Source organism: Wolbachia endosymbiont of Drosophila incompta, from assembly GCF_001758565.1.
GTDB lineage: Bacteria > Pseudomonadota > Alphaproteobacteria > Rickettsiales > Anaplasmataceae > Wolbachia > Wolbachia pipientis.
The window spans coordinates 68,141-81,020 of the sequence record NZ_CP011148.1; the positions used below are offsets into that span (position 1 = coordinate 68,141).

Below are 12,880 nucleotides of genomic sequence, written 5' to 3' on the forward strand. Positions count from 1 at the left end.
GTCATCCCGCTACTTGTTAGCGGGATCTGGAGATACCGTGACGGTATGATAAGGGAGAACAGTTAGCGGATGAGATACCGCGAATGAATCGTGGTATGAAGGTTCGCGGTGGCATGATGTAGGACTGCTGTGACACCATTATAGAATGAACCAGTGTCAGCTACTTGCATAGAAAATGTTTATGACTAATTTTTAGATCAAACATGGAATTTCGACAAACTTAACTTTTTTGTGAGATGGTTCAGCAATAATAAATAAATTGAGAGGAAAGGTTACGGCAATGGAAAAGAAAAAGTTTTTTGAAATAATAAATGAGGTAAGCAAGAGTGAAGGTTTAAATGAGAATAATTTACTTGAAAGAATAGGGAATAAGCTAAAAGATGCAGACTCAATAGTATATAGCACTTATAACAATTTGAAGATAGATAAGATGTCCAGTATATTAGATTCAGACAAAATTGTAAATTATATGTTGGTACATCTTGCTGTGGAATGTAACAGTGTACCAATAGTAAAACTCCTACTAGCAAAGGAAGCAAAAGTTAATGAACCAATATATGAACTTGATGAAGCTAAGTCTAAGCTAACTGCTTTGCACATTGCTGCTTTGCATGGTCATCAAGAGATAGTTCAGCTTTTATTGAATAATGACGCAAATCCTTTACTAAAAGATAGTCAAGGCCGAACTCCAAGGGATATTGTCGGCGATGTAGAAGGTAAAAAGGCTATAATAAAAATGTTAGAGGAAGGAGAACAACGTTATGCTGAGACAAGAGCTACGAGAAGACAACCTTATAGACAAGGCACTTTACTGCAGCCTAATAATAAAACTCCAGGAAATTTAGCTTTGAACGGAAATAACGTAACTGCTGCAGTACAAGCATGGGGTGCAAAACATCAGGAAGAGAATAGTAGAATTACACCAAACAACAAAAAAGTCTATGTACAAGATGAGGATGAACAGACTTCTTCAAACTCAATCGTTAATGAAAACAATACAGACAAAGTAGATGATACATTAGAAAAAGAACAGGCTATAAGAGAAAGAGATGCTATGGCGCAAAAGTTGCAAGAGGCAGAACAAAGACTTGCCAATAATCAGAAGCGCATAGAACATAATGACTTGCACAGTCAACATCCAGAGCAGTATACTACATATAATGGGGAACAGACCTTTTTAAATAAAAGTAATAGTGGCGATAGTGGAATATATTTTGATGCAGATGAATCTGAAGCTTTAGGCCAATCTATATTAGAAAATGGAGAAGATATTAATGCACAAGATAAAGATGGCGTGACCCATTTACATTGGGCTATTGCAGATAACAATAAAGAATCAGTGGAACTTTTGGTAAAATATGGAGCAAAAGTTGATGTACAGGATAAAGATGGACTGACCCCTTTACATTATGCTGCTGCATATGGTTGTGTAGAGATTGCAGAATATCTAGTAGAAGGTGGAGCAAATGTTAATGCACAAGATAAAGTTGAGCATACTCCCTTATATTATGCTCTTGCAAATGACAATAAAAAATTAGCAAAGCTTTTGATAAAGCATGGAGCAGATCGCTCATTGATAAAGGATGAAGACCTAATAGATAGACTAAACAGTATGTGTGATCAGCCATCTGAGGTTGTACCTAGTACCTTTTCTCATTCCAAAACACACAACGCAACGGAAACTCCAGAAAAAGCAGAAAAGGTTGAAAAACGTAAAGCTAAGTTAAAAGAATTACGTACTCAGCTAAAGGATGAGCAGAAAAAGAATGAATTGCTAAAACAAAAAATACAAGATCTAGAAAGTAAAAACACAACGCTTAATAGTGAATTAGAAAAAACAAAAACTAAAACAGACGAAGTACCATTAGAAAAAGCGCAAAAGGAACTAACAGAATTGAAAAGTTATATCACTGGACATGGAGCTAGGCTGGACACACTGGAGAAACTCAATGAAGAGAATGAATCACTAAGACAAGAAATAAAAAATCTAAAAAATGAAAATACAACACTTAAGGGTGAATTAGAAAAAACAAAAACTAAAAAAAACGAAGTACCATTAGAAAAAGCGCAAAAGGAACTAACAGAATTGAGAAATTGTGTCACTGAACATGAGACTAAATTGGAAGTACTGGAGAAACTCAATGAAGAGAATGAATCACTAGAACAAAAAATACAAGATCTAGAAAGTAAAAATACAACACTTAATAGCGAATTAGAAGAAAACGAAAATAAGCATTCTAAAACAAAAGTGTTGTTAGAAAAAGCGCAAAAGGAACTAGCAGAATCAAAAAGTTGCATAGTTGGACATGAGACTAAGTTGAAAGAATTCAATAAAGAGAATGAATCACTAACACAAAAAATAAGAAGTCTGGAGAATGAAAACACACCACTTGATGGTGAACTGGGCAAAACTAAAACAAATGAAGTGTCACTAGAAAAAGTAGGAAAAAGACAATTTTCCCCAAAAGTTGCCTATGCGAGCCTTGCAGCTATGTTAGCAGTAGGTGCTGCTCTTAGTATTGCTTCCGGATTGTCTGCTCTATTAATAGTTGCAGCTTCTGTGGTATCTGCACTGATAGCTGGTGGCATTACATACACAATATCAAAACCCATCGCTGAACCAAAACCTACCACTGAATTGAAAGAAGTGAATATTCAAGATTCAGCACAACGGTGTTTGTAAAATTTAATTTGTACACTTGCTATAGATTCCAGCGCGTGACGCTGGAATGTAGTAAAAAGTATTTGTAAGTTACACAGTAGTGTGAATTTTTTACTTCGGTAGTTTTTCATTGTCATTATAATCATAATAATAGTTGAGTTTAATTGATATGAAAACTTTTACGAAAAATTTTAAAAATAACGAAAAAAAGCTAGAGGAGTTTAATAAGGAAATTGAAGATATAACAACTATAGCTCAAGATAAATTTGCACATGAACTTGAAAATATCGCATATGACAGTGTGCAAAAATTTCGCAGTCTGCTTGCTAAAGAGTTAAACTCCACCTTCAATAATATTCATTCTCAAAATGTCAATCTACTAAAATCCAGCCTAGTTGAATATGCTATAAGTTCAAATTTTATCAACAAAAAAGGAGAAACAGCTTTAATACGTTCTCTTCTTAATATATTCATACGATAAAGCACTCAGAGTTGTTGCTGCGCCAATTTAACTTAATGTTGCATGCAAGCTGCATAGCTAAAGTAAGTAAGATTTGCCCCACGCTGTCACGAGGTAAACCTTACTTATTCTAGCTATATCAAAAAGGAGGGTTATTATGTGTGATAAGATCTACTTCACCAAGAATATCTGTGCAACGTAAATCTAAGCCTGAATCTTTTCCAGTTACTTTAGAAGAGGTTAAATCTTTTTTACGCATTGAGAACGACCAGGATGATAAGTTGATTTCAGATCTAATTTTTATGGCAACTGATTACGCTGAATGGCATATGGAAAAGTCACTGGTGAAACAAACATGGCAAGTTTCATATGAAGATTATGTACCTCGTAGGATCTATTTAAGCTATGGCCCTGTGAGTAAGATAGTATTGGCTACTGCAATGATGTCTAAAAATCAAGAGAAGAGTACACTTAAGTATTATTTTAGTGATGTAGGGGGCTATGTTGAGTTTTTCAATTGTTTGAATGCAATAAGAGTTGATGTTGTATACGAAGCTGGTTATGACAATGTTCCTGAGCAGATAAAACTAGGTATTATGCGGCATGTTTCTGCTCTTTACAAAAATCGTGAATCGGAGGTAAGTAGCCATTTATCTGAAGTGAAGAAGGTATATTCTCCATTTCGCGAACCAAAGGTTGTTTTGTAGCTCTTTCTGGTCATTCAAACTGGGCTACTACGTCATACCGTTACGGATAGATCTCGCTAACAAGCAGCGGGATGACGAGGTATAAACCTTATCGTCATACCGCCGCGGTATCTCAGCCGCTAACACGTAGCGGAATGACAGCAGTCCTACGTCATACCGTCACGGATAGATCCCGCTAACAAGTAGCGGGATGACGAGGTATAAACCTTATCGTCATACCGCGATTCATTCGCGGTATCTCTTAACATAGATCCCGCTAACAAGCAGCGGGATGACGAGTTTCTATATATCTTTCGAGGGTTAATTATGAAAAAAATTCAAGCTATAAACGAGTTGTACAGTAGCATTTATGAAGCACTAAAAGCAAACTCTGATTTAAGGAAATATGTTACTAACATTTATGACTACTTACCTAAACAGGTCACCATTCCTTACCTGAGATTGTGTGTAGTGAATTATAATAACCTGCATATGCTGTCCAATTTTGCTACAAAGGCAAGATTTTCATGCGACATATATACTTATCATATAGACAGTATGTTTGCCATTATAAGGCATATTAACTTGATACTTAAGAGCATTGAAGGTTTTAATAATGAGGCCATTTTAGAAAGTAATTGTGCTATGGATCAGCACGATGAAATTTTACATTCAACAATTAATTTTGATATTTTAATAAAAGGAGGTGATAATGAGCAAATTACAGCTAAAAATTAAAGATCATGACAATAATTTTATTGTGTTAAATAATATAAGAAACCTAAGGTTTACTTTGCGTAATAACAGAGAAGAGGTGAAAGATATTTCTTCTTTTGGCTGGAGGAAAGTGCTCGATTGTGCTGGAAGCAGACACATTACGATAAAAATTAATGGAATTTTAGACTCTGTATTAGCTGATGAATTATTACGTAATTCTGCTATGCTAAACTCTAATAATGATTATGAAATTAGTTTTAATGCTAAGGAAAAGATAAGGCTTAGGTGTTCAGTTGAATTGTATGAGAGGTATTATGATCCTGTTACTTTTGACAGCTTTACTGTAGTTTTAAATAGTGCTGAAGTTGTAAACGCTTTTCATTAATGTTAATTTAATTTTTTCATATACAATAATAACTGGTGGGAATTTTAACTAAATTAAAAAAAATCATGAATGACGAAAACCTTTTCGAGGAAGACGGTGATAATATTGAAGAAAATAACGATGATAAAAGAGAGAGAAGTTTAGAAAATGAAAATCAGCAAAATCAAGAAGAACAACACAAAGAGGAAGATAAGCAATACATAATACAGTATATTCAAGACTATTTGAAAGTTTTTGAGGATATTCTAAATCAGATCGACGAAGGAATTGATAATTCGGATAGTTACGAAAGGACTATGCAAATAAAGCGAAGCATAGACAGGCTCATAGAGACTTTATATAGTCAGGCTGCGTCCGAAGATATTGATGCAGAATTTGAAACTACCAAACACACTCGCGATAAATCAGAATCTATGAAAAGAGTTAGAGAGAAGAGAAGAAAGCAAGTGATAGAAGAAGTATTAAGTAGCATGTTTGCCCAGCAACAAAAGGAGCTAATGAACGCTAAACACTTAAGTCATGGACATGAAACAGCAAAAGATGGGGATGTCCACGAAGCAAAGGAAAAAGTGAAGTCTTCAATCAGGGGAGTGTTGTTTTCGGTGATTGCTCATAGGATGGATCCAAGAAGGAGGGCAGGGGAAACTGCTGACGGTAACGAAAAGCAAGCTCATATATATGGCAGGGAAGCAGTTGGTGGAGCTTTAGGTGCATTGTTAAAAACGTTTTTAACAGCAGTTATTGCCGTTGTGCGTGAAATTGCTAAGCCACTTCAGAAACCGGAAACATCTTTTGCAAAACAAGTTGAAGAAAGCAGAAACGCAGATTCACAAAAGGGTCGATCTGTGTAGATTTCTCCTTGTAATAATCTTTCGATTCTACTGTCTGTTAATTCAAATTAGGGTTATAAAATTTTAGAAGCCAGCTCTTATATAACCAATTTATAGCAAGAAATTACGATACAAAAATCAGCGTCCGTTAGAAAATAAACATAACACAGGGTGATAGAGTTGCCCCTATCCATAAGCGTCAGTTAAGCTCAAAATTGTAAGCTTAAAATATGGTTGAATAATTATTAATAATAGTATATAATTATTAACGTTTTTCAGGCATTTTTGTTATGGGTGCGCCAAGTAAGCGTTTAGAATACAGTTGGTGAAAATCCAACTTAGGCAAAGTCTAGCCAACAGCCTAGAACAGACCATTATGCTGCGTGAGGTAACGAGCGTAGTAAAGCTAATGGAATGGACAATATAGGGTGCAATGAAAAATGACCTTACCCAGAAAAAGTGGAGAGAAAGTGTGGAATGTTTTTTACAAAAAGAATGATGCATCAAATTGTTCTGGAATGCAATAGTTAATAGTGACGTTGTTTGTTATAAAAAATTTCTATGTATTCAAATATTGCAGTTCTAGTTTGTTGAGCAGAGTGTTGTGAAGTATCAATAAGTATTTCTCTTTTCAATGAGCTAAAGAAGCTTTCTGCAACAGAATTGTCGTAACAAGAGCCTTTATTACTCATCTATATTCTTTACAGCTAAGAGATATTGATACCCTTGCGCAGTATATTGTGAACCTTGGTCACTGTGCAGCAGTAGATTTTTAACAGGTTTACGCCTATTAATGGCCATTAATAAAGAGTTCATAACCAATTGTTTATTTATTGCACTACTCATTAACTACCATACGTGAGAATTATTGCTGCCAAATATAGCCATCCCTCCTTGGTTTTGATGTAAGTAATCCCATACTTTATTTGGTTGATCAACAATAAAGTTTTGATCTAGTATATTGGGAGCTACAGCTCTATTATCTGTTTGTTGTTTTTTAATTTTAAACTTTCTTCTCAGTATAGCCCTGATGTCATTTTTCTGCATAATACTTTGCACCGTTTTCAAATTGCAACTTTTACCCAAAGCCTTCAATTCAGCATGAATTTTAGGAGCTCCATATCTACATTTAGAAACTTGATATATTTTTTGAATAGCTGCGAGTAGCTCTTTATTTGCTGATTCTCTACTGCTTATTTTTCTTGTGGTCCACTTATAGTAGCCACTAGCAGAAAATCCTACATAATTCCTGTACTTTATAGCAATTACTATATAAAAAAATATTTTACTCTTTTTGACTGGCCAGGGCTTTTTTTTAAATGTCTCTTTCCCTTGTTACTCTTGCTTTGTAAATCAAACCTCTCTTTGTCATAAGGTGCTACATCTGGAAATGCATTTGCCGCTGACTTTTTTTCGTTATATTTCTTTATCCATTTTCCTAATAAACCACCCTTTATTCCTAAATCCTTAATCCTTTGCTGTTTTTGTAATTGTTTGACCTACCTTTCTTTGTTCATTTGCCAGCTTAACAGCTTCCAATTTGAACTCTGCCGTATATTCTCTTGCCATTTCTAATCCTCCAAAATTTTATTTTACCCAAAAAAACTCTTTTCTTTCTCTCCACTTTTTCTGGGTAAGGTCAGTTTACTGGCCTCTCCATGAGTGAGATTGAAAAATTAAGTGTGAACGGTTACCTTGGATGACAGAAAAGAGTGTTGGAAGGAGGCAATATTAAAAACTTAATTTCAGTCCAGCCAAGAGCACATAACCAGAGTTGTTATTTTCTATTTTAGGTTCTTTGGTACTAAATTTTACAATATCGAAATAGTATGAAGTACCTAAAAAAAGAGAATTTTCAAGGCTTAAAGCATATGATGTTAACTCGTTTGTACCTTCGCCTGCAATATCCCTACCACTACTAAAATATGTTAAGCTTGATTTGTAAGAATCAGAATGGTAAGCGATACCTGCATTCATATAATACGTATTATTTATTTCAGGATTACGCCTCTCACCAGATTCACCACCATTACCATACGAAAAAATGCAATCAAGATCGAACAATTTTAGCTTCAAACCAAAATTCCAGTGCAGTAATTGATTGCGACATTCATAATTTTTAGAAGTTCCATCTGAGCAACCAGTTAAATTTTCTCTTGCAAATTCACCAGTCAAAGCAGTAGTAAAACCTATATCATTTGACAAGCTGTTTTTATAGGAAAGGCCAGCAGCAATTAAATTGCTGTACTGTAAGTTATTTTTTCCTGGAACATAACTGAATCCGAGTTGAAAGTTATAGATTTCAGGGGAGATGTAGTTAATTGATGATTGTTTTAACCCTAGTTCGAGTTCATTATAATCGCTATAAATATTGGGCTTGACCCAGAACACCTTGTCTTGATTATATCCAGGGTCACCATCTTTTTTATGATCACCGCGCAAATTTGCATAGTTTGTCCAATGACCATTTACTCCTCCAGCAGCTGCATAAATTTTTGAAGTGTTAATTAACATGCTCTGACCAACTAAACTTCTTTTACCATATTCAATTGATCCAAGTTCCTGGTTTTTTATGATAAAATACCATTCCTCCATGTCTAACTTTTCTATGTCTAACGCTTTTAGGTTTGCAATACCAGAAACCCCTGCCTTAACATTAACCCCCATTTGAGTATTTGGATAAACTTGCTGTAAATAAAGAAAGCGCAAGTATGAATAACTTGAAGTTTTATCCTTAGGCTTAGCATTGAAAGAATCTCTGTTGAAGGCGTAGCCGAATCTCAAATCTATTTTTCCGTCTAGTTCTGCATAAAATATTTCCTTATCCAAAATTGTTTTAGAGCTAGCACTATTCTGCAAAAACAATGATGAAAGCAGTGCTACCAGGTAGTACTTTAACTTCATAAATAAACTTAAATCTTTATAAAAATTTAAGTTTAAACTCAATATAAATAAAAAACAACTTTTCAGAAGGCACCGCTGGTAGATTTTGCTGCCTGTTTTTGAGCTATATTCCCATAAATTATTGATACACTTGGTAATTTTCGCTTTAATAACTGCTTATTAATGGCAGAATGTATACGATTAATTATTTTAGATATACTTTTTACATCGCAGTTAATCAAAACAAAAAGCACTTTATTCTCATCAATATACCCTAGAAAATCATCACTACGGCAATTTTTATAAAAATGTTCTATGATAACTTTCAGTGCATTATTTGTCTCACTACAGCTACTATTTAAGCCAATCACTCCTATAGCTGCATTAATTTGATGTTGAAAGGCAAAATTTAATATAACGTATAACTCTAGAATAGTGGACTCATTGCCCGGTATATCGAATAAGTCATGGTTTTTATATTTTTTACCCATTAGATATTTATCTCTAAAGATTCCTAGTTTATGGGACAAACTGATATCACGTATTAATAGCTCATAATTTATTTTATTACTGGCAAATTGTGCAGTGCGGAAAACTTTTACTTTTGTCCTGATATCTTCTCCCTTAGCATCAATTAAGGAAAAATCTATCACTTTAGGTAGTATATCAAGTAAATCGTGTCCATTTTCGGTATACTCTAAATAATTCTTCACGTTGTCAGCTGCTCTTGTGCTTAAGATATTAATTAATGGCTTATTAAGCAAATTCTTCTCTTCATATTTTAACAAATCCCTTGCAACTTGATTGAGCCCTAAAATTAACACGTTTTTTTTCTTATTATCCTGACAAACAGATACCACAGCATCATCTTTTCTTCTTGCAGTTATGAAATCATCCATACTTTCATTCTATACAGCGTATTTATAAGTATAATAAGATTATATTAAGATTTACTTACTTATTAATATGCTTAATTGGGTATAGGCAGAATGTCATATGGAATGGCTTTGTTGTAGAAGAATCAAGATTACTGTTTATAGACTTCAAGTTACTGCAAAAAATATTTTAAAACATAGTGATATCTTGACTTTACCTAGTTAATATTCCAAATTATAAAAAAACAGATAGTTCTATGACGACAAGTCTATTACAAGGCAAAAAGGGATTAATAACCGGAATAATAAATAAGAGATCAATAGCATACGGTATAGCAAAAACTCTCTCAGAGCACGGAGCAGAACTTGCAATCACCTACCAGAATGAAATAATAAAAGAAAAACTATCACCAATAGCAGATGAACTAAATGTGGAGCTAATATTACACTGCGACGTTTCAAATGAAAAAATCATAGATAACGCTTTCGAAATAATAGAGAAAAAATGGGGTACTCTTGACTTTTTGGTGCATGCAATAGCATTCTCCGATAAAAATGAGTTAGATGGTAAATATGTCAATACTTCACTGGATAACTTCCTCAATGCAATGCATATATCGTGCTATTCTTTTACTGCTTTAGCGCAAAGGGCTGAAAAAATGATGTCAAATGGTGGTAGTTTACTTACTTTATCTTATTATGGCGCTGAAAAAGTTATGCCAAATTATAACGTTATGGGTTTATGTAAAGCGGCACTTGAAGCAAGTGTAAAATATATAGCATGTGATCTCGGGCCACAAAATATCAGAGTAAATGCAATTTCCGCTGGTCCAATCAGAACTTTAGCATCTTCTGGAATAAGCGATTTTCACTCCATATCAGAATGGAATAGAAATAACTCTCCGCTCAGACGCAATGTTACAATAGAGGATGTTGGCAAGGCAGCGTTATACTTATTAAGCGACTTAAGTAGTGGCACTACTGGAGAAATTTTGCACGTTGATTCAGGATATAACGTTGTGGGAATGAAGGTGGTTGACTGAGATCTAAATCCTTAATTCAAAGCGCTAGTTCCTTCGGGTTCATACACAACTCTATCAGGAGTTTTGTGACTGTGATTGCAGAAAACATCGAACATAAAATTCCTATTGATAGAGTGACAGAAAAGCCTCTTATTGCTCCACTGCCAATAATGAACATTATTCCTGCAGCAATTAATGTAGTGATATTTGAATCCAGTATTGTCTTTATAGCGTTTTTAAACCCTTCTTCAATAGCACGTTCCACTCTCTTGCCAGATTTGATTTCCTCACGAATTCGCTCAAATATTAAAACATTTGCATCCACCGCCATACCAACAGTAAGTGCAATACCGGCAATTCCAGGTAAAGTTAGAGTTGCTTCAAGCAGAGTGAGAATTGATAATATAAGAACTACATTAGAAAAAAGTGCAACAGAGGCCAATACACCTAATTTGCCGTAAGTGATGATTATAAATAAAGCCACGGCTATAATAGAGATTGTTGCTGCCATTTCCCCTGCCTTTATTGATTCTTCTCCAAGACTTGGGCCAATGTTTTTTTCTTCAATTATTTTAAGTGGTGCTGGCAGTGCTCCAGATTTTAAAAGTATTGCAAGTTCGCTTGCTTGTTTTTCAGTGAAATTACCGCTAATTTCTCCCTCTCCATTTAAAATTGGCTCACGTATTGTAGGTACTGTTAAAACTGTGTTATCCAGAACAATTGCAAAAGGCTTTCCTACATTTTCTTTAGTGATTTTCGCGAATCTTTTACTCGCTATACTGTCAAATTTAAAATGCACTGTCGGTTTACCTAAATTGCCGAATCTAACTGATGCGTTAACCAGCGAATCACCACCTATTTCAGTTTTGCGGAATATTGGATAAGAATTACCTAAAGAATCCTTGAGCATGACAGTGGTTTCATGGTCTATATCCTGCACCTTGGCTATGTTAGTGTTTGCCAAATGAAAAGCTAGCTTAGCAGTTTTGCCAAGCAGAGATTTTATCTGCTTGGTATCTTCTACTCCAGGCACCTGCACTAATATTTTATTCTGCCCTTGTTTTTGAACGCTGACTTCCTTTGTGCCAAGTTTGTCCAAACGGCGCTGGACATTGTTTATTGATTCTGCAGCTACTTCACTGATCAAAGAATTTTTATAATGTGGTTTATACGAAATGAGAATCGAAGAATCTTTTCTATTTAGCTCTAAATTTGGATTTATCGCATTAATCAACACAGATGCTTTTTTATAATCATCAATACTATTTAAAGTTATAACGCTATTTTGTACGTTAGATTCAATATTTTTTGTTAGCAATGTCTCTTTTATTTCGTTAGCTAGCATGCTTAGCTTTTCCTTAAAATAGAAGTCTAAGTCTATGTTTAAAAGCAAAGATGCCCCTCCTTTCAGGTCAAGGCCTAAGTTTATTCTTTTTTTCGAAATAAAAAGCTTATTATCAAAGAAATTTGGCAGTGTTATGTATAAAGCAAATAAACAGATGCATAATACTGAAAAAGATTTGACTATAAGTCTGTTATACATAAGTTGTAGGTTTAAAATTGTAATAATTGATTGTAAGTTAAAAATAGATTTTTGTAAAATTCTCTATTTGACCTTACCCAGAAAAAGTAGAGAGAAAGTTAAGACGTTTTTATCATGAGAATAAATTGTGCAGGAATGCAATAGTTAATAGTAGAATGTCTACGTTATTTGTTATAAAAGATTTCTATGTATTCAAATATGGCAGTTCTGGTTTGTTGAGCGAGAAGTATCAATAAGCAGCTCCCTTTTAAGTGAACTTTTCTGCAACAGAGTTATCGTAACAACAGCCCTTATGGCTCATGCTGGAAATGATGTTTTTTGTATTCAATAGAAATTGGTAATTTTGAGAGGTATACTGTGACCCTTGATCGCTATGTAACAGCAGATTTTTATCGGGTTTGCGTTTATCAACGGCCATCAATAAAGAATCTATAACTAATTATCATGTTACTCATTAACCACCATGCGTGAATATAGGTCAATTATTGCCGCCAACAACCTTCTTTAGTTTTTATGTAGGTAATCCCAAACTTTATTTGGCTGATCAGTAGTAAAATTTTGATCCAATGTGTTCGGAGCCACAACTCGGTTGCTTATTTGCTGTTTTTTATTTTTGAACCTTCGTCTAAACTTGGCTTTAATGCCATTTTCTTGCATAACACTTTGTACTGTTTTAATTTTTGCCTAAAGCTTTTAATTCAGCGTGAATTTTAGGGGCTCCATATCTGCATTTAGAAGCTTGATTATTTTTTGAATATCTGCTAGAAGCCCTTCTTTTGCTAATTCTTTACTGCTTTTTTCCTTAGCAACCCATACC

11 protein-coding genes and 2 pseudogenes are annotated in these 12,880 nt (G+C 34.3%); 8 read left to right on the forward strand and 5 right to left on the reverse strand.

Translation table 11 applies throughout. From position 1 onward, the window contains the following. Window positions 1-280: 280 nt before the first annotated feature. The 6 genes from WG67_RS00325 (at window position 281) to WG67_RS00350 (ending at window position 5,761) form a co-directional block, all read left to right on the forward strand. A complete protein-coding gene (locus WG67_RS00325; RefSeq protein WP_070356727.1) occupies window positions 281-2,683 on the forward strand; it encodes an ankyrin repeat domain-containing protein in 2,403 nt (800 codons plus the stop codon). A 148-nt stretch (window positions 2,684-2,831) separates the two neighbouring features. Continuing rightward, a complete protein-coding gene (locus WG67_RS00330) occupies window positions 2,832-3,143 on the forward strand; it encodes an ECH_0659 family protein (protein WP_015588824.1) in 312 nt (103 codons plus the stop codon). 140 nt (window positions 3,144-3,283) lie between these two features. Beyond that, window positions 3,284-3,829 carry a head-tail connector protein gene (locus WG67_RS00335; protein WP_070356728.1) on the forward strand — a complete coding sequence of 182 codons (546 nt, stop codon included), beginning with the start codon at window positions 3,284-3,286 and terminating at the stop codon, window positions 3,827-3,829. A 306-nt stretch (window positions 3,830-4,135) separates the two neighbouring features. Next, the gene (locus WG67_RS00340) at window positions 4,136-4,546 is read left to right on the forward strand and encodes a hypothetical protein (protein WP_010962350.1); all 411 of its coding nucleotides are present in this window, start codon (window positions 4,136-4,138) and stop codon (window positions 4,544-4,546) included. Then, window positions 4,521-4,910, forward strand: a complete 390-nt coding sequence (locus WG67_RS00345) for a phage tail tube protein (protein ID WP_010962351.1) — start codon at window positions 4,521-4,523, stop codon at window positions 4,908-4,910. The genes WG67_RS00340 and WG67_RS00345 overlap by 26 nt, the downstream gene beginning before the upstream one ends. Before the next feature lie 65 nt (window positions 4,911-4,975). Beyond that, the gene (locus WG67_RS00350) at window positions 4,976-5,761 is read left to right on the forward strand and encodes a hypothetical protein (RefSeq protein WP_070356729.1); all 786 of its coding nucleotides are present in this window, start codon (window positions 4,976-4,978) and stop codon (window positions 5,759-5,761) included. A gap of 463 nt (window positions 5,762-6,224) precedes the next feature. Here WG67_RS00350 and WG67_RS07935 read toward each other — a convergent pair. From WG67_RS07935 to WG67_RS00370, 3 genes and pseudogenes are all read right to left on the reverse strand, one after another. Then, window positions 6,225-7,309: pseudogene (locus tag WG67_RS07935) on the reverse strand (IS3 family transposase). 162 nt (window positions 7,310-7,471) lie between these two features. After that, complete coding sequence (locus tag WG67_RS00365) at window positions 7,472-8,644, reverse strand: porin (protein ID WP_070356730.1); 1,173 nt, start codon at window positions 8,642-8,644, stop codon at window positions 7,472-7,474. Window positions 8,645-8,706: 62 nt separating this feature from the next. Beyond that, complete coding sequence (locus tag WG67_RS00370; RefSeq protein ID WP_010962355.1) at window positions 8,707-9,522, reverse strand: PAS domain-containing protein; 816 nt, start codon at window positions 9,520-9,522, stop codon at window positions 8,707-8,709. 233 nt (window positions 9,523-9,755) lie between these two features. On the opposite strand from WG67_RS00370, the gene WG67_RS00375 reads away from it, so the two are divergent. Then, window positions 9,756-10,541 (forward strand): enoyl-ACP reductase FabI, encoded by a 786-nt coding sequence (locus tag WG67_RS00375; protein ID WP_006280349.1) that lies wholly within the window; start codon window positions 9,756-9,758, stop codon window positions 10,539-10,541. A gap of 16 nt (window positions 10,542-10,557) precedes the next feature. Here the strand turns inward: WG67_RS00375 and secD are convergent, their stop codons facing one another. Then, complete coding sequence (gene secD, locus WG67_RS00380) at window positions 10,558-12,000, reverse strand: protein translocase subunit SecD (RefSeq protein WP_425385003.1); 1,443 nt, start codon at window positions 11,998-12,000, stop codon at window positions 10,558-10,560. Here secD and WG67_RS07065 point away from each other — a divergent pair. Next, complete coding sequence (locus tag WG67_RS07065) at window positions 11,900-12,181, forward strand: hypothetical protein (RefSeq protein WP_039964338.1); 282 nt, start codon at window positions 11,900-11,902, stop codon at window positions 12,179-12,181. The genes secD and WG67_RS07065 overlap by 101 nt on opposite strands. A gap of 46 nt (window positions 12,182-12,227) precedes the next feature. Here WG67_RS07065 and WG67_RS07940 read toward each other — a convergent pair. Further along, window positions 12,228-12,880 (reverse strand): annotated as a pseudogene (locus WG67_RS07940) (IS3 family transposase); the annotation flags it as partial.

What these genes read in the sequence shown, in the direction of transcription:
- WG67_RS00350 (WP_070356729.1), top strand. Translation starts at nt 4,976, where the DNA reads ATGAATGACGAAAACCTTTTCGAGGAAGACGGTGATAATATTGAAGAA.
- WG67_RS00330 (WP_015588824.1), top strand. Translation starts at nt 2,832, where the DNA reads ATGAAAACTTTTACGAAAAATTTTAAAAATAACGAAAAAAAGCTAGAG.
- WG67_RS07065 (WP_039964338.1), top strand. Translation starts at nt 11,900, where the DNA reads ATGTTTAAAAGCAAAGATGCCCCTCCTTTCAGGTCAAGGCCTAAGTTT.
- WG67_RS00325 (WP_070356727.1), top strand. Translation starts at nt 281, where the DNA reads ATGGAAAAGAAAAAGTTTTTTGAAATAATAAATGAGGTAAGCAAGAGT.
- WG67_RS00340 (WP_010962350.1), top strand. Translation starts at nt 4,136, where the DNA reads ATGAAAAAAATTCAAGCTATAAACGAGTTGTACAGTAGCATTTATGAA.
- WG67_RS00375 (WP_006280349.1), top strand. Translation starts at nt 9,756, where the DNA reads ATGACGACAAGTCTATTACAAGGCAAAAAGGGATTAATAACCGGAATA.
- WG67_RS00370 (WP_010962355.1), bottom strand. Translation starts at nt 9,522, where the DNA reads ATGGATGATTTCATAACTGCAAGAAGAAAAGATGATGCTGTGGTATCT.
- WG67_RS00345 (WP_010962351.1), top strand. Translation starts at nt 4,521, where the DNA reads ATGAGCAAATTACAGCTAAAAATTAAAGATCATGACAATAATTTTATT.
- WG67_RS00365 (WP_070356730.1), bottom strand. Translation starts at nt 8,644, where the DNA reads ATGAAGTTAAAGTACTACCTGGTAGCACTGCTTTCATCATTGTTTTTG.